Origin of the sequence: Thalassospira indica, from assembly GCF_003403095.1 — a bacterium.
Classification (GTDB): domain Bacteria; phylum Pseudomonadota; class Alphaproteobacteria; order Rhodospirillales; family Thalassospiraceae; genus Thalassospira; species Thalassospira indica.
Genome location: NZ_CP031555.1, coordinates 952,671 through 968,064, shown reverse-complemented (window position 1 = coordinate 968,064; position 15,394 = coordinate 952,671). Strand labels below are relative to the sequence as shown.

The following is a 15,394-nucleotide window of genomic DNA, read 5'->3' as shown; positions in this document are numbered from 1 at the left end:
ATGCTGCTTGTCTGTTAATTTTACACAAACTTCTTGCCATCGAACCGGTTGGTCGCCAGCACCAGTTCCCGGATGGTCCCAGGTTCGCTGGCCGCATGCCCGGCATCATCAACGATGACCAGTTCAGAGCCATCCCACGCCTTATGCAGTGCCAAGGCCGAAACCGGCGGGCACACCACGTCATAGCGCCCCTGAACAATGACGAGCGGTGCATGGGAAATACGACCGACGTTCTTGATCAACTGGTCTTCTTCAAAGAAGCAGCGATGGACAAAGTAATGATGTTCAAGCTTGGCCAGCGCCAACGCGATCTGATCGCCCTCGAAGTCTTCGACCAGACCATCATCAGGCAGAAGCGTACAGCATGTCGCCTCATAGGCTGACCAGACGCGTGCGGCATCAACAGCCGCGTCTTCACCATCCTTGCCCGAGAAGATATCGGCATAACGGTCAAGCAAGGGCTGGTAACCGGGATTGTCTTTGAAACCAGCAGCATCAAGGAAGCGGCGCTCTGCCTCGGGGAAGAACCGCCCCATGCCCTCCATGAACCATTTGATTTCGGATGTCGTGCCAAGGAAGATACCGCGCAGGACAAACCCTGTGACGCGTTCCGGGCACGCCTGACCGTAGGCCAACGCCAAAGTCGACCCCCACGAGCCCCCAAACACCAGCCAACGATCAATGCCGCGCTCCTTGCGCAGGGCTTCGATATCGCCAATCAGATGTTCGGTCGTGTTATTTTCAAGGCTGCCGAACGGGCGAGATTTTCCGGCCCCGCGCTGATCAAACAAAATCACACGGTACTTTTCCGGATCAAAAAAGCGGCGGCTGTTAGGCGAAATACCCGCACCCGGGCCGCCATGCAGGAAGATGACCGGCAGCCCGTCGGGGTTACCAACTTCTTCCCAGTAAATCTCGTGACCGTCTTCACGAGGTAACCAACCCGACTGATGGGGCGAAATTTCGGGATAGAGCAAGCGAAGGACCTTTTCTTTATTAAATGGGACGCTGTCTTTTCGCCGGTGGCGGCGCGTACAAGAAGTCGCATAAACGACCGTATAAGAACAAGCTCTATTGCGCCCGCGGCTACCGGGCGAGGCAAAGCCAGAACGGGTTTTCAAGTGTGATGTAAGGGCCACCGCGATTTTCAATCACGCCACGCACCCGAATTTCCTGCCCGACCCAATCCTGCAGGATGTCTTGAAAGTCTTCGCCGTTGGCGAATGCATCGCGCAAGGTGGCATCGAGTGCGATGGTGAAATCTTCGCGCCAGTTCGATCCGAAGTTAAGGTAACTGCGCCATTCCTGATGTTCGATGCTTCTGATAGTGCCGTCAATCACGGCAAATCTGCCGATTGCATCACTCGCAGTCGGAGTTTTCTCTCCCCCGGCATCAACAGCCACCACATAATAGGCTGTCGCTGGGCTAGGGTCGGACCATATGCCAGAGTGATTTTTGATCGCAGCATCCTCGATCCCGATCAGCTCTGACACATCCTGCCCGCTTTCAGGAAGAAGCATCGCGAGACCGGCAGCCAGAAGTTCTGCTTGCCAGTCACCGATCACTTGATCTTCAATACGAACCGGTATTCGCCCGAGAAAGTCCGACCTTTCGGCCAGCGGCGTGATCGAAACCTTGTTCGCACTTGCCTGTTCTAGCCATGCCCGTGCCGCGTCTTCATATCCCGGCACAAACGCGATATCTGCCAGCCGAAATGATTTACCCGGCAGCTGGGCGGCAGTGAATGCATCAACCGCTTCAATATTGAGCTGCACATCATGCCAAACCGGTTTCGGATCCGTTGAAAGCAGCGTTTGTGCGTCACCCGCAATGATGTCAGCCCCACAGCGCCAATCGGCGGCCATCACGGGTAGATTGGCCCAGCAAAAGGCGACAACAAGCAGCATGAATGTGCCTTTACGACACACCAATGTCGATCCGGCCCAAAAATTTCCCCATTTTTGATGCTTTATCGGTGAATGCGAAAAGATTGAATGATCAAGGAACACGCGTTACCAATTCCCGGTTGGTTTCGCAAATATATTGCGCCACAGCTTACGCTGCCAAAGAACACGAGGAAAGATATCAATGGGCTGGCTGAACTTTCGTTCACATAAACATATTGCAGGTGTGCTTGCAGCGATTGCGCTGAGTACTGCCGTTGCCGGATGTTCGACCAACCGGGCGACCGGCGAAGACAGCTTTACGGCCTTCATGTCGCCCGAGCAGGAAAAACAGATCGGCTCGCAGGAACATCCGAAGATGGTCAAGGAATTCGGTGGTCAATACACCGAAAAGGACCTGCAGACCTATGTGACAGAAGTCGGTGAAAAGCTGGTCGCGGTTTCTGAAACCCCGAACGAGAAATTCACCTTCACGGTCCTGGACTCCCCGGTTGTCAACGCCTTTGCCCTGCCCGGTGGATACGTTTATATCACGCGTGGCCTGGCGGCCCTTGCGACCAACGAGGCGGAACTGGCAGGCGTCCTTGCCCATGAGATCGGTCACGTCGTTGCCCGTCATTCCGCACAACGTTATAGCCGTGGTGTACTGACGCAAATTCTGGCTGGTGGTCTGGCCGTTGCCGTTGGAAACGGTGCTGGCGAGTTAATCGGGACCGGGGCAAACGCATATCTCAAGTCCTTCTCGCGCGAACATGAATTCGAAGCCGACATGCTTGGCATTCGCTATATCACGCGTGCGGGTTATGACCCGGATGCCATGGCGACTTTCCTTGAAAAGCTTCGGGCCCATTCACGACTTCAGGCCAAACTTGCCGGCCGGTCACCTGACGATGTCGATCAGTATGATTTCATGGCAACCCACCCACGCACGCTTGATCGTATTGAACAGGCTCATCAAAGTGCCAATGTCACGGCGGTTGCCAATCCGGAAAGTGGTGCTGTGCGCTATATGACGGCAATTGACGGTATTCTGTATGGCGACGGCCCGGATCAGGGTTATGTCCGGGGGCAGGAATTTATCCACGTGCCATTGAATTTCCGGTTTGAAGTCCCCGATGGCTTCACAATGACCAACCAGCCAAATGCCGTTATCGCCCGCGATGGCAAAGGTGCCCAGATCATCTTCGAGGGTGCGCCGGGCGCAAAGGACATGCGCCTTGATAGCTATCTTCAAAACGGTTTCTCAAAGCAGATCGCGATCCGCAATATCGAGATGCTTGATATCGAGGGACAGGAAGCCGCCACCGGCAGTGCTGATATCTCGTTGCGTTCGGGTCCTGCACGCCTGCGCGTGGTTGTGATCCGCCATGGCAGCTCGGCCTATCAGTTCCTGTTTGTCACACCGCTTGATCAGGCTGATAGCTATAACCTGCCACTGCGCCGCACAACCTATAGCTTCCGCCCGCTCACCGATCGGGAAAAGAAGATCTATACCCCGCTTCGCATCAAGGTACGTGCGGTAAACCCGGAATATGACCTGCAGACCTTTATCGACGACATGGAAGTCGACAAGGCACCGGCAGATGTCTTTGCCACGATCAACGGCCTTCGCGATGGGCAGGCCCCGGCCGTCGGGTCGCTGGTCAAGGTGGTTCGCCACTAAAACGCCAACCTATCCAAACCCAAACACGATAAAAGGCAGCATATTGATGCTGCCTTTTTCTTTTCCGATTGCTCAATTCCCCGCGGGGATAACAGAAAGTCTAGCTGCTTGTGATCTGTTCGATGACCGCACCTTGGCCATCAAGGGCGACCGCAATCAAATGACCACCGCGACCTGCACCACCATCCAGCGACAGGGTAAATTCACGTTCCTGCAAGCCCGTCTGGCCTTGGGATGCACCGCGCACAATACGGGCACAGTCGTAATACCGCTCGGTGATGGCTTCAAACATTGACCCACCCCACCAGAAGGTATCCGTCTGGCCTGTCAGCGGCCGAGAGCCATCCAGCCCGGTATGAACAAAGATCAAGCGTCCATCTGTCGAATAGGCCGCGTGCTTGAGATCAGACATCAATGCGTTATGACCACTATGGCGGCGCACGGCGTCCGCAAAGCCCGAGGTCCACTGCGAGATCGCATGTGCACCCTGATGCATGGTTCTTTGGACATGGACCGGGTCAAAGCCATAGGCACGCACCGGTCCGGCGATGCCACGGGTCAGCATCCAGTCAAAAACTTCGCCCGGGTTTGGGGCGAACTGGATCTGCTGCAACTTGGACAGCATTTCTTCGACTGCACCGCGCAGGAAGGCGATATCACTGATATCAACACCATCCTTGGCAATGAAGAAACGGCGAAACAGCAACAGCTCGTTGATGGTTGCAACGACATTTTCAGCCGTGCCATCGCCCCAGTAATTGCCAAGATAGACAAGCCTGTCGCCCGGTTTCATATGTTGCGCAAGTTTCCGGTGAACGGCACATAATGCGCCGTGATCACCATTGATTGCGCCGACGACCCAGATTCGCTCAGCCGGCTTGATCGGCGCCAGAACTGTACTCATCGCTGTAACCTGCCCAAAACAAAAATAAAACCGGCCCAAGCGTATATCGCGGGCCGGTTTTTATAAATAGTTGTCTGAAGGGGCCTTCGCAATCAGGCAGCCTTCTGCAAAAGCTTTTCGAGTTTGCCAGACGCCTTGTCCTTGTCGATTTTTTCAATCGCGGCAAGTTCATCAACGAGGCGCTCGAAAGCAGCTTCGTAGATCTGGCGTTCGGAGAAGGACTGCTCCGGCTGGGTCGCGCTGCGGTGAAGGTCGCGCACGACTTCGGCGATCGAAACCGGGTCACCCGAATTGATCTTTGCTTCATATTCCTGGGCGCGGCGGGACCACATGGTGCGTTTCACACGCGCACGGCCCTTAAGGGTAATCAGCGCAGAATCCATCTGTTTTTTCGAGGACAGCTTGCGCAGACCGGAGTTGCCAACTTTGTTCACCGGCACGCGCAGGGTCATGCGGCTAGATTCAAAGGTAATTACATAAAGGCGCAATTCCTGCCCCGCAATTTCCTGGGTTTCCAGGCCATCAACACAGCCAACACCATGTGCGGGGTAAACAACGTAATCGCCAACAGCAAACGGCAACTTATCCGACATTAAGCATCCTTCCGGCCCAATCAGGCCTGGTCATTCAACTGCAACACTACAGAACCAGCGACGCAAAGAGCTGCACGCGACCAAGCTTTTTGGCAAAGTCGCGGTTCAGACAGGAAATTCAAATACGGAAATCCGACATTTCGGAACGAGCCTGTCGAGCCCTTAGCGCGAATTGTGAACCATAACACAACAAGCCATCAGTTTACAGGAATTTTCCCGGCAACCCGTTCAATGCAGCCATGCGCAAAACCCACTGGCGCAAACCAGTGGGTCAAAAATCGCATGTAATATCGGGGGTTAGCCCAAAAATCAGTCGCCCGTTCCCGGGGCTTCGGACAGCAATTCGGTCTTGCCGGATTTGCCGTTCCATTCATCCGCATCAGCAGGCGCATCGCCCTTGCGGGTAATATTTGGCCAGACCTCTGCAAACTTACGGTTGATTTCCAACCAGTTATCCAGATTCGGTTCGGTATCGGGAATAATCGCTTCAGCGGGGCATTCCGGTTCGCAAACACCACAATCGATGCATTCATCAGGGTGAATCACCAGAAAGTTTTCACCTTCATAGAAGCAATCGACGGGGCAAACCTCGACGCAGTCCTGATACTTACACTTGATGCAGTTTTCCGTCACCACATAGGTCATGGTGTAACTCCGTACAGGTTGCGGGGCCAGATTGCGGCTGCACCCGCTTTCGGCCATGTTCTCTCTCGGGAATTGGGTTATCACGCACAGCTGTTGTGTGCAACTCCAATAAAACCCTAATTTTTTACGTAGTATTTTCTTCACGACGCACTGACAGGCTGCGTGGCGCCTGCTTCGAGTTCGCCCTCAACGCTGCAGTGCAGCGCAGAACATACAGATTTCTCGCGGCTTTTCCAGTTCCTAAATCCCGCGGAGAATTGCTTTTACCCCCGCAAAGCCATAGTCTGCTTCGCAAGGGGTATAACAGAAGAAACTGTGGGGATCGGATTGCCGGAAAAAGGCCTTGATCAACAACGGCTTAGATGGCGCGATCGCTTGTCTGTCAAACAGGCAAGGATTGCGGTCGGCCTTACTTTGCTGATCGGCCTGTTATTCAGTGGCATTCAGATTGTCTGGGATCTTCGCGAAGAACAGAACCTGATTGACCGCACCGTAAACCAGGTTCTGGCGACGCTGCGCGAGTCTGCGACCCAGGCCGCATATGGTCTGGATGAAACACTCGCTGCCCGCGTCATTTCTGGCCTGTTTGAATATGAGCCAGTCTACGAGGCCGAGCTTCGCGACAACTTCCAAAATGTTCTGGCACGCAAGACCGAAAAGCCAATCAATTCCAACCGCACATTCCTGACCCAGATCATGTTTGGGGAAAATCAGGAATACGAAATCCCGCTGAATACAGACGGACCAAACGGTCTGGTCGGCCACCTCAGTGTCAAGATCGATACCGACATGATCGCAGAGGGTTTCATCAACCGTGCATCGCGCATTCTGTTATCGGGAATTGTGCGCAACCTCCTGCTCGGTCTGGTTCTGGTTGCTTTTTTCTATATCACTCTGACCAAACCGCTTCTGGGCATTGCCGCACAATTGCGCCAAATCGATCCGGAAAAGCCCGACTCTGCTGCCATCAACATTCCGCCGCACCATGCCCGCAATGAACTTGGCATGATCCTGCAGACAACACGTGGTCTGGTCGAACGGGTTTCATCAACACTCGACAGATTGCTTGAAAGCCAGCAAAAAGTCCGCGACCGTGAGAGCCGCCTGAGCGCCATCGTTCAAAATGTCGCGGACGGCATTCTGACCATCACGCCGACCGGTCGCATTGTTGAATGCAATGCAGCAACCAAAGAGATCCTCGGCCTGATGCGCGATGAGACACCGAAGGGCCGTACATTACATGAATTCCTGCTACCGCGTGCCGTGCCGCTTCTCGAGCACAGTCTCGAAGAACTCGCCGCACACGCCCCCGGCGCCGAAGCCGTCGAAAAACGCTTTACCCTGCCGATTGTGCGCGCCGATCAGAAGGAAATCGATGTTTCCATTGCATTGCGCCTGATCCCCGATAGCGCAACACCATTGATGACGGCTGTTCTGAACGATATCACCGTGCGAAAACGGTACGAAGAACAACTGGTCTATATGGCCAATCATGACACGCTGACCAACCTGCCCAACCGCAGCATGCTTGAACGCAGCCTGTCAGAAGCCCTAAACACCCATAAAAACAATGCTTCCGAGCGCAGCGGTGCCACCGCAATCCTGTTCATTGACCTTGATCGTTTCAAGGTGATCAATGACAGCCTTGGTCATGATGTCGGTGACCTGATGCTCAAGGCCGTCGCACTCAGGTTGCAACGCGTGATCGGGCGACAGGAAATTGTCGGCCGATTGGGCGGCGACGAATTCCTGATCATTATTCCTGACCTTAAGGAAACGCAGGATGCCGTCATCCTTTCGCAGGCCGTGCTGGATGCCTTGGCACCGGCCTTTGACATCAACGGACGCGTTCTGTTTGTCACACCGTCCATCGGGATTGCACTTTATCCATCTGATGGGGAGGATTTCCCGGCCCTGATGCGCAATGCCGACACCGCAATGTACAGTGCAAAATCCAGTGGCGGCGGCACCTATCACTTCTTTACCAAGACCATGAACGAAAGTGCCATGGCGCGCCTGGTGATCGAAAATGATCTGCGCGAAGCTTTGGTGAAGGATGAGTTTGAACTGCATTACCAGCCGAAGGTCGATCTGTGGACAAACCAGGTCTGCGGCCTTGAAGCGCTGATTCGCTGGAAACAGCCGGGCCGAGGCTATATTTCGCCAATGCAGTTTATTCCGGTTGCCGAGGAAACCGGCCTGATCAGCAGGATTGGCGAATGGGTTTTCCGCGAAGTTTGCCGTCAGATTTCCGAGTGGGAGGCTCAATCACTTCCGCCGATGCCGATTGCGGTCAATCTGTCACCAAGACAGTTGATCGAAGGCCACATCACAGAGACGATTTCACGCATCCTTGCCGAGACGGCAACACCAGCCGCCCGTATTGTGCTTGAAGTCACGGAAACGGCGATGATGCAGGAAATCAAGAAGGCGGCCACCATCCTTGATGAGCTGCGCCATCTTGGTTTAAAGATCGCAGTTGATGATTTTGGTACCGGATATTCGTCACTCGCCTATCTCAAACGGTTGCCGATCAATTCCATCAAGATCGACCGTTCGTTCGTACGGGATGTCACCATCGACACAGACGACGCCGCGATCACGCGCACCATTATTGCGATGGGACATAACCTTGGCCTCAAGGTGATCGCTGAAGGGGTCGAGACCCAGGAACAGATGAATTTCTTGCGGGAATGCAATTGTGATGAAGTCCAGGGCTTCCTGATCGCAACACCGCTGCCGCCCGAAGAAATTATCCAATACATTCGACGACCATCGATCGACATGTCGAGTGAAATCTAGCCCGCCAGACATGCCTAATTGACAGATGCTTCGCCACCACTGCCCCGCAAAATCGAGATGAAAATGCCAAACACCAAATCCGTATTGCTCGTTGATGACAGCAAGTTTGCCCGCCTTCTGGTCAAGGCATTCATTTCCAGCAACTTTGCCAATTGGGAAATCGACGAGGCCGAGGATGGCGCCAAGGCGCTTGAGATGGTTGATGCCAAAACCTATGACTATATGCTGGTTGACTTCAACATGCCGGGCATGGATGGGATTGAACTGGGCGAAAAGCTGCGTAGCCGGTTCCCCGGGGCTGTAATTGCGCTTCTGACTGCCAATATTCAACAGGAAATCCAGAACAAGGCCGAGAACCTTGGCCTTGATTTCATCGCAAAGCCCCCGACTGAGGACAAAATTCGCGACTACATCATGTCGCGGGAAGCAACCCGATGATCGAACTGACCGAACTTGAACATGATACAATCAGTGAACTGATCAATATTGGTGTCGGGCGTGCTGCATCGTCCCTTTCTGAAATGGTTGATCAGCCTGTTGAATTAACCGTGCCTGCCATCTCGTTTGTCGAACGGTTTTCCGATAGCGAACTTGCCAACGCCCCGACCGAAGTTGTTTCTGCCGTCAGTCAAAGTTTTCATGGACCGTTTACCGGTGAAGCCATGCTTGTCTTCCCGGAAGTTCGCAGCCTGGAACTTGTGCGCAGCTTGCTTAAAGTTGACGTACCGCTTGATACGCTGACCGATCTTGAACAGGAAGCCCTGATGGAGGTCGGCAACATTATTCTGAATGCCTGCCTTGGCAGTATTTCGAACGTTCTGGGTGAACCGATCAATTGCTCCATGCCGACGTTTCGCAAACGCGAAACGCGTGCATTGCTTGACGATGAAACCGCAGGGGGCAGTGCTGCCACGAATCCCGTTTTGATGATTTTGCATGTACAATTCATGCTGCGTCAGAACGATATCGATGGCTATGTGCTGTTTGTGATGGACTTGGAGTCCATCCAGATGTTGCGGGAACTGGTGCGGCGTTTTCTGGCCAACTCCCTTGGATAACCGGTGAGAGGTGAATGACAAAGTCGCAATCCGCTAAGGGGGATCAACCCCCGTCATTTGATCTGAACCGTGACAGCGATGCTGCTGATCTTTTTGCAGCACTGCTTGATACGGCAGATACAGGGCTGATTGCGCTTGCCCCGGACGGGACGATTTGCCACTGGAACCAATGGATGCAAAGCCGGTCGGGCAAGGATGCCGATCAGGTCATGGGCAAGGCGTTGCACGATGTGTTCCCCGACACGAAACTGGGCCGTGTCAGCCTTGCGATTGAAGATTGCCTGAAATTCGGCATGCCAGCAGTCATTTCGCCCTCGCTCAATCAGGGCGCTCTGCCGCTTCGTCCCCTACCGCAATTTGCCGCCAGTTTTGATCGCATGGAACAATCCATTCGCGTTCATCCGATCCAGACCAAGCGTAACGGCACGCTTTGTTCATTGATCATTCGCGACGTCACACTGGCTGTGCAGCGCGACCGTCTTTTGCGCCAGCAGGCCGCCGAGCTGGCCGACCTTGTGACACAAACCAAACGCAGCGAAGACCGCACGCGTGCGATTTTGCAAAACACCATCGATGCGATTCTTGTCGCCTCTGATGATGGCAGCATCGAACCGCTTAATTCCCGCGCGCAGGAGCTTTGCGGTCCGACGGGTGATCCGGAACTGCGCAACATCATCCGGTTCTTGCTGCCCGATAGCGAACATACCCCGCTGACCCCGCCGCCGCCGAACCAGCTTTTGACCGACCTTGGCACCGGCGTGATCGAAGTACTGGCATCGACACTCAGTGGTCGGAACGTGCCGCTTGAAGTCGCGATCAGCCATTTTTCCGCCGACCAGCGTTATCACTACATCATTACGCTGCGTGATATTTCCCAACGCAAACGCCACGAAAAAGAAATCCAGCGCACGATGCAGGAACTTGAACGCTCGAACGCGGAACTCGAACAGTTCGCCTATGCCGCCTCGCATGACTTGCAGGAACCGTTGCGCATGGTTTCAAGCTACACGCAGTTGCTTGCCCGGCGGTATGAGGGGCAACTCGACGAAACAGCCGATGAATTCATTCATTACGCAGTTGATGGCACGCAACGCATGCAGCGCATGATTGATGACCTTCTGACCCTGTCGCGGGTTGGGCGCCACGGCAAACCGTTCAATCCCGTCCCGCTCGACAATCTGTTTGATGCCATTGTCACCAATTTCAGGCGTGCCGGTTCCACCCCCGAAGGCAACATCATCCGCGAGGGTCACCTGCCGACCGTCATGGGGGATGCAAGCCAGTTGCTGTTGTTATTCCAGAACCTGGTGTCAAACGGGCTTAAATACAGCGATCCGAAAAATGGTCAGGTTCGGATTTTTGCCTCTGAGACACCAGACAGCTATCGGATCTTTGTCGCCGATAACGGGATTGGCATCGACCCGCAATATCACGAAACCATCTTTGAAATCTTCAAGCGCCTGCATGGCTATGGGGATTATGCTGGGACGGGAATTGGTCTTGCGATCTGTAAAAAGATCGTCGACCGCCATGGTGGCGGCATCGATGTCACCAGCAAGCCCGGCCAGGGCAGCACATTTTGTGTCGAGCTGCCAAAAGAATTGTCGATTGTCGCCGCATCCGAAAGCATGTAGCTTTCAGTTTACGTAAGCGTAAAGATGATTGAGCCCCCATGAGCGACAGCTACACCATCACCGATCTTGCCCGCGAATTCGAAGTCACCACCCGAACCATCCGCTTTTACGAGGATCAGGAACTGATTTCGCCCGAACGGCAAGGTCAGACCAGGATCTATAGCCAGCGTGACCGTGTGCGCCTGCGCCTGATCATGCGAGGCAAGCGGCTTGGATTTTCGCTAAAGGAAATTCGCGATTTGCTGGATCTTTATGACGGTGATCGCAGCGAGATCACCCAGCTGACCACACTGGTCGACAAGGTCAATGAACGGCGCGCGACACTTCGCAAGCAACGCGAAGACATTGACGCAACGCTTGATGAACTCGACAAACTTGAAGAAACTTGTCAGGAAGAACTGTCGCGCAAGAAGGCAGGCTAAGAGCCCTGCCCTTTGCTGGCTTTATTGACTGCTACCTGTTGGGTTCTGCACCTTGGCCAACCGGGCTTCCGAAGGGCGGGACAGGATAAAACAGCTAACAGGAATGGCGACCAGAAGCTGAATAAACGCCACCCAGCGGTTCTCGATCAGCACCAATGACGCCGTAATCACCACCAGAAACGCCACCATGGCAAGGGTTTTGGCACGGCGATTGATCACGCCATACTCGTTCCATTGACGGATCGACAAACCAAAACGCGGATGATTGCATATCCAGTCATGCAGGCGCGGCGATCCCTTGGCAAACAGCCAAGCTGCCAACAGCATGAAGGGCGTCGTTGGCAGAAGCGGCAAGAAAATACCGATCACACCAAGACCAACAGAAAGCCACCCAAGGGCCAGATAGATATGCGAGACGCGCAGCATTGATTTCCTGTTTACAGTCGATCCGACCCCTGACAGGTTAGACGGGTGTAATGTAGGCATAGAAATCAGCAAATTCAATCAATCGCCGACCATCACACTCAGTTAATTGATCACCTTGAAACAGTTCGACAATCTGCACGGTTTCCCATGCTTGAAATTGTAAATGGCCTCTATCTGGATGAACGCCATCTGAGTTTTCAGTTTGTCCGTGCCTCCGGCCCGGGCGGGCAGAACGTCAACAAGGTTTCCAGTGCTGTTCAGATGCGTGTGCGCATTGATGACCTGACTGAATTGCCAATGCATGTGCGAAATCGCCTGCGTGAACTTGCCGGCAGCAAATTGACCAATGACGGCGAAATCATTTTTGACGCTCAGCGCCACCGTACCCAGGAACGCAACAAGCAGGACGCGATCGATCGTTTTCTGGCACTTTTACGCAAGGCTGCCGAACGCAAAAAATACCGGGTCAAAACCCGCCCCAGTCTTTCTGCCAAACGCAAACGCGTCGATTCCAAAAAGAAGCGCGGTGATACCAAAAAGATGCGGCAAAAACCGTCCTATTGATCGCGCGATACCCATACAAAGGTCTGCCATGACCATCGACTGGAACAGGATTTCAACCGCGTCTCTTCCGGCCAATTGCGGGTGGAAGGGAACCTATCGCGTTCGTTATTCCGAGATTGGTGACAATGGCAAGGTCATGATGTCTGCATTGGCCGACTATATGCAGGATGCCGCCGGTTGGGGCGCGCGTATCCTGAAACTGGCCTATGACGATACGGTCGATCAGGGGATTGCCTGGGTTCTGGCGCGCATGGTCATTCATATGCGCGACTATCCGGGAAATGGCGAGGATATCCTGATTGAAACATGGCCGTCGGGGGTATCACGCCGGGTCGCCACCCGTGACTTTCGCCTGACCAATAGCAAGGGCGAAATCATCGGTGTCGCGCAAAGTTTCTGGGTGATGTTTGACCTTTGCACCCGCCGTGCGGCCCAATGGCCCGATTGGGTGGCCGAACGCCTGCCCGATCCCCCCGGCCCCAAATTGATCGAGCCACCTTTGCGACCGGCCTTTACCACCGATCCTTTGCCGACCATGGATAACATAAAGGCTCGGCCGTCCGATCTTGATCTCTATGGACACGTCAACAATGTGCGCCTGATGCAATGGGTCATGGGGGTTGCGGGTCCGAACGGTCGACCGGATTTTCATCCGGAAAGTCTTGATATTCAGTTCCGCAGTGAATGCCGCGTGCAGGAACGTGTTGCCATTCGTCATGCGGATGGCTTTGCCGCCATCACCCGCGAAGAAGATGACACCGATCTGGTGCGTGCCCATATCGTGCCGTTTAACCAGACTGCCCTAGCCTAGACCCAAATGACTTGGAACTGACCTAGCGGCCATCCATCATTGCATCAAACAAATCGGCAATCGGCTTGAAGCTTTTGCGGTGATGGGCGGTTGGGCCCACCTCGCCCAGTCCCGCCATATGCTTTTTGACGCCATACCCGGCATTGCCTTCCCAGCCAAAGAATGGGTATCGCGTGGCCAAGCGGGCCATGGCACGGTCACGCACCACCTTGGCAACGATTGATGCCGCGGCAATGGAAAGCGACTTGCTATCGCCTTTCACCACCGTCTCCACCGCACAGGGCAACCCGGGGTCGCGATTGCCATCAACCAGTGCCTGATCAGGCAAAGCCCCAAGGCGACTGACAGCGCGGCGCATGGCGACATAGGTCGCCTGCAGGATATTGATCTGATCAATCTCGCGCACGGATGCGGCACCAATGCCGACTTCGGCACAGTTCATGATGACGCCGTAAAGGTGATCACGTTTCTTGACCGAGAGTTTCTTGGAATCATTAAGCTCGGACAACAGCTCCACCGGAAGACGTTCATCGCGTGGCAGGATAACCGCCGCCGCCACGACCGGGCCAGCCAACGGCCCGCGACCGACCTCGTCGATCCCGGCAATACGGCCCTGATACTGATCTTCGATGGAAAAATCCGGCATGGTGATCTCTGTCCCGTCCCTCTCTGTCTTTCGTCTTAGCAACTGGGATGCACGCAGGCAACACACCCTAAAAACAAAAACGGCACCGGTTTCCCGGTGCCGCTTTAATTCATCAAAGGTCCTGACCCTTTCAGGTTTCCTTTTCCTGATATTCTTCGCTGGGGTCATACCCCTCTGGTCCGATCGGATCAAAGGTTGCCCAACCTTCATTCTGTTTGCTGGGCGGCAGTTCCTTGTTCGGATCAACATTCAGCAACATGTATGCCTTGGCGATCAGGTTTGCGGTGATCGGCGCTGTCAGGAAGATGAACAGCGTGATCAGCAATTCGTGAATGGTGAATTTACCGCGTTCAATCCAGAAAAACAGCATGGACGCAATCAAGACACCACCAAGCCCCACCGTACTGGCCTTGGTCGGTGCATGCAGGCGCGGCAAAAGATCACGCAACTTGATCATCCCGAACGACCCAACCAGCAAGAACAGCCCGCCGATCACGATCAGAAGCGAAATGATGAGTTCAACAACAAACGGCATCGTTACGCTCCCTTATTCGATGATGTCGCCGCGCAAGACGAACTTGCAATAGGCCACGGTTGAAACAAACCCGAACATCGCAAACAGCAATGCCCCTTCGAAATACATCGCGGTCGCCTTGCCGATCCCATACAGCACCAGAAGGGCAATGGCATTGATCGCCATGGTATCAACGGCCAAAACCCGGTCTGCCGTGGTCGGCCCGACGGTCAAACGATACAGGTTCATCAGAAGTGCCAGCGCAACGCAGATAAAGCCGAAATTCAGTGCATAATCGATCATTCGAAAATCTCCTTCAGACGGCGTTCGTAGCGGTTCTTGATATCGTCCACCACGCTCTGCGGATCGGGTGCGTGCAGGCAATGCACAAGCAGGCTTTTGGCATCGGCACTCAGATCAATCGTCACGGTTCCCGGCGTCATGGTGATCGTGCCGGCAAGTGTTGTGATCGCCTCTGGCGAGGTAAGATCAAGCGGCACAACAACCGACTTTGATTCCAGACTTTCGGTTTTGCGAAACAGGATCAAACCAGCCACGATCACATTCGCCACCAGAATGTCCCACAGCACAATCAGCCCGTACTCACAGATCCCATAGACGTTGCGCAAGCGCGGTCGATCCTGCCAGAAACTGGCCGTGATCAGCGGAATGATGATCGCAAGAATAAGCCCAAAGATCACCGCACCGGCCGAGACTTCATTAACCAGAAACACCCAGACAACAAGCAGTACTAGTGTCAAAAGCGGATGGGGCAGATAACGTTTTATCATCTTTCTATCCTCTCCC

General features: G+C 54.2%; 18 protein-coding genes. 8 read left to right on the top strand and 10 right to left on the bottom strand.

The window, feature by feature from the left end; genetic code table 11:
* Positions 1–20: 20 nt before the first annotated feature.
* Positions 21–977, bottom strand: coding sequence for a prolyl aminopeptidase (pip, locus tag DY252_RS04630; protein ID WP_064787459.1), 957 nt, complete (start codon positions 975–977; stop codon positions 21–23).
* Between the two features lie 109 nt (positions 978–1,086).
* Positions 1,087–1,908 (bottom strand): hypothetical protein, encoded by an 822-nt coding sequence (locus tag DY252_RS04625; RefSeq protein WP_064787460.1) that lies wholly within the window; start codon positions 1,906–1,908, stop codon positions 1,087–1,089.
* A 181-nt stretch (positions 1,909–2,089) separates the two neighbouring features.
* Here DY252_RS04625 and DY252_RS04620 point away from each other — a divergent pair, with 181 nt between their 5' ends.
* A complete protein-coding gene (locus tag DY252_RS04620) occupies positions 2,090–3,568 on the top strand; it encodes a M48 family metalloprotease (protein ID WP_064787461.1) in 1,479 nt (492 codons plus the stop codon).
* Positions 3,569–3,668: 100 nt separating this feature from the next.
* On the opposite strand, the gene DY252_RS04615 is transcribed toward DY252_RS04620, so the two are convergent.
* From DY252_RS04615 to fdxA, 3 genes are all read right to left on the bottom strand, one after another.
* The gene (locus tag DY252_RS04615; RefSeq protein ID WP_064787462.1) at positions 3,669–4,472 is read right to left on the bottom strand and encodes a hypothetical protein; all 804 of its coding nucleotides are present in this window, start codon (positions 4,470–4,472) and stop codon (positions 3,669–3,671) included.
* Positions 4,473–4,564: 92 nt separating this feature from the next.
* A complete protein-coding gene (locus DY252_RS04610; protein ID WP_008889261.1) occupies positions 4,565–5,065 on the bottom strand; it encodes a CarD family transcriptional regulator in 501 nt (166 codons plus the stop codon).
* Positions 5,066–5,374: 309 nt separating this feature from the next.
* Positions 5,375–5,710 carry a ferredoxin FdxA gene (gene fdxA, locus DY252_RS04605; protein ID WP_007090191.1) on the bottom strand — a complete coding sequence of 112 codons (336 nt, stop codon included), beginning with the start codon at positions 5,708–5,710 and terminating at the stop codon, positions 5,375–5,377.
* A 375-nt stretch (positions 5,711–6,085) separates the two neighbouring features.
* Between fdxA and DY252_RS04600 the strand changes: the two genes are divergently transcribed.
* The 5 genes from DY252_RS04600 (at position 6,086) to DY252_RS04580 (ending at position 11,626) form a co-directional block, all read left to right on the top strand.
* Positions 6,086–8,512 carry a putative bifunctional diguanylate cyclase/phosphodiesterase gene (locus DY252_RS04600; RefSeq protein ID WP_231959617.1) on the top strand — a complete coding sequence of 809 codons (2,427 nt, stop codon included), beginning with the start codon at positions 6,086–6,088 and terminating at the stop codon, positions 8,510–8,512.
* Between the two features lie 63 nt (positions 8,513–8,575).
* On the top strand, positions 8,576–8,950 hold the full coding sequence (locus tag DY252_RS04595; RefSeq protein ID WP_064788236.1) for a response regulator transcription factor: 375 nt from the start codon (positions 8,576–8,578) through the stop codon (positions 8,948–8,950).
* Complete coding sequence (locus DY252_RS04590) at positions 8,947–9,570, top strand: chemotaxis protein CheC (RefSeq protein WP_064787464.1); 624 nt, start codon at positions 8,947–8,949, stop codon at positions 9,568–9,570. Before DY252_RS04595 ends, DY252_RS04590 begins: the two co-directional genes overlap by 4 nt.
* Before the next feature lie 14 nt (positions 9,571–9,584).
* The gene (locus DY252_RS04585; RefSeq protein ID WP_064787465.1) at positions 9,585–11,204 is read left to right on the top strand and encodes an ATP-binding protein; all 1,620 of its coding nucleotides are present in this window, start codon (positions 9,585–9,587) and stop codon (positions 11,202–11,204) included.
* 38 nt (positions 11,205–11,242) lie between these two features.
* Entirely contained in the window at positions 11,243–11,626 is a 384-nt protein-coding gene (locus tag DY252_RS04580) for a MerR family transcriptional regulator (protein WP_064779803.1), read from the top strand.
* A 21-nt stretch (positions 11,627–11,647) separates the two neighbouring features.
* Here the strand turns inward: DY252_RS04580 and DY252_RS04575 are convergent, their stop codons facing one another.
* Positions 11,648–12,052 carry a YbaN family protein gene (locus tag DY252_RS04575; protein ID WP_063088603.1) on the bottom strand — a complete coding sequence of 135 codons (405 nt, stop codon included), beginning with the start codon at positions 12,050–12,052 and terminating at the stop codon, positions 11,648–11,650.
* 147 nt (positions 12,053–12,199) lie between these two features.
* On the opposite strand from DY252_RS04575, the gene arfB reads away from it, so the two are divergent.
* Positions 12,200–12,616, top strand: coding sequence for an alternative ribosome rescue aminoacyl-tRNA hydrolase ArfB (gene arfB / locus DY252_RS04570; protein WP_064787466.1), 417 nt, complete (start codon positions 12,200–12,202; stop codon positions 12,614–12,616).
* A 28-nt stretch (positions 12,617–12,644) separates the two neighbouring features.
* On the top strand, positions 12,645–13,427 hold the full coding sequence (locus tag DY252_RS04565) for an acyl-[acyl-carrier-protein] thioesterase (protein ID WP_064787467.1): 783 nt from the start codon (positions 12,645–12,647) through the stop codon (positions 13,425–13,427).
* Between the two features lie 22 nt (positions 13,428–13,449).
* On the opposite strand, the gene DY252_RS04560 is transcribed toward DY252_RS04565, so the two are convergent.
* From DY252_RS04560 to DY252_RS04545, 4 genes are all read right to left on the bottom strand, one after another.
* The gene (locus DY252_RS04560) at positions 13,450–14,073 is read right to left on the bottom strand and encodes a ribonuclease HII (protein WP_064787468.1); all 624 of its coding nucleotides are present in this window, start codon (positions 14,071–14,073) and stop codon (positions 13,450–13,452) included.
* Positions 14,074–14,203: 130 nt separating this feature from the next.
* Positions 14,204–14,608, bottom strand: coding sequence for a Na+/H+ antiporter subunit G (locus tag DY252_RS04555; RefSeq protein WP_064779806.1), 405 nt, complete (start codon positions 14,606–14,608; stop codon positions 14,204–14,206).
* Between the two features lie 12 nt (positions 14,609–14,620).
* Positions 14,621–14,890, bottom strand: a complete 270-nt coding sequence (locus tag DY252_RS04550; RefSeq protein WP_063088598.1) for a K+/H+ antiporter subunit F — start codon at positions 14,888–14,890, stop codon at positions 14,621–14,623.
* On the bottom strand, positions 14,887–15,378 hold the full coding sequence (locus DY252_RS04545) for a Na+/H+ antiporter subunit E (protein ID WP_064779807.1): 492 nt from the start codon (positions 15,376–15,378) through the stop codon (positions 14,887–14,889). Before DY252_RS04545 ends, DY252_RS04550 begins: the two co-directional genes overlap by 4 nt.
* Positions 15,379–15,394: the final 16 nt, after the last annotated feature.

Coding starts and splice junctions, on each gene's coding strand:
- DY252_RS04625 (WP_064787460.1), bottom strand. CDS start 1,908: ATGCTGCTTGTTGTCGCCTTTTGCTGGGCCAATCTACCCGTGATGGCC.
- DY252_RS04555 (WP_064779806.1), bottom strand. CDS start 14,608: ATGCCGTTTGTTGTTGAACTCATCATTTCGCTTCTGATCGTGATCGGC.
- DY252_RS04615 (WP_064787462.1), bottom strand. CDS start 4,472: ATGAGTACAGTTCTGGCGCCGATCAAGCCGGCTGAGCGAATCTGGGTC.
- DY252_RS04550 (WP_063088598.1), bottom strand. CDS start 14,890: ATGATCGATTATGCACTGAATTTCGGCTTTATCTGCGTTGCGCTGGCA.
- DY252_RS04575 (WP_063088603.1), bottom strand. CDS start 12,052: ATGCTGCGCGTCTCGCATATCTATCTGGCCCTTGGGTGGCTTTCTGTT.
- DY252_RS04565 (WP_064787467.1), top strand. CDS start 12,645: ATGACCATCGACTGGAACAGGATTTCAACCGCGTCTCTTCCGGCCAAT.
- arfB (WP_064787466.1), top strand. CDS start 12,200: ATGCTTGAAATTGTAAATGGCCTCTATCTGGATGAACGCCATCTGAGT.
- DY252_RS04580 (WP_064779803.1), top strand. CDS start 11,243: ATGAGCGACAGCTACACCATCACCGATCTTGCCCGCGAATTCGAAGTC.
- DY252_RS04620 (WP_064787461.1), top strand. CDS start 2,090: ATGGGCTGGCTGAACTTTCGTTCACATAAACATATTGCAGGTGTGCTT.
- DY252_RS04560 (WP_064787468.1), bottom strand. CDS start 14,073: ATGCCGGATTTTTCCATCGAAGATCAGTATCAGGGCCGTATTGCCGGG.
- DY252_RS04585 (WP_064787465.1), top strand. CDS start 9,585: ATGACAAAGTCGCAATCCGCTAAGGGGGATCAACCCCCGTCATTTGAT.
- DY252_RS04610 (WP_008889261.1), bottom strand. CDS start 5,065: ATGTCGGATAAGTTGCCGTTTGCTGTTGGCGATTACGTTGTTTACCCC.
- fdxA (WP_007090191.1), bottom strand. CDS start 5,710: ATGACCTATGTGGTGACGGAAAACTGCATCAAGTGTAAGTATCAGGAC.
- DY252_RS04590 (WP_064787464.1), top strand. CDS start 8,947: ATGATCGAACTGACCGAACTTGAACATGATACAATCAGTGAACTGATC.
- DY252_RS04545 (WP_064779807.1), bottom strand. CDS start 15,378: ATGATAAAACGTTATCTGCCCCATCCGCTTTTGACACTAGTACTGCTT.
- DY252_RS04595 (WP_064788236.1), top strand. CDS start 8,576: ATGCCAAACACCAAATCCGTATTGCTCGTTGATGACAGCAAGTTTGCC.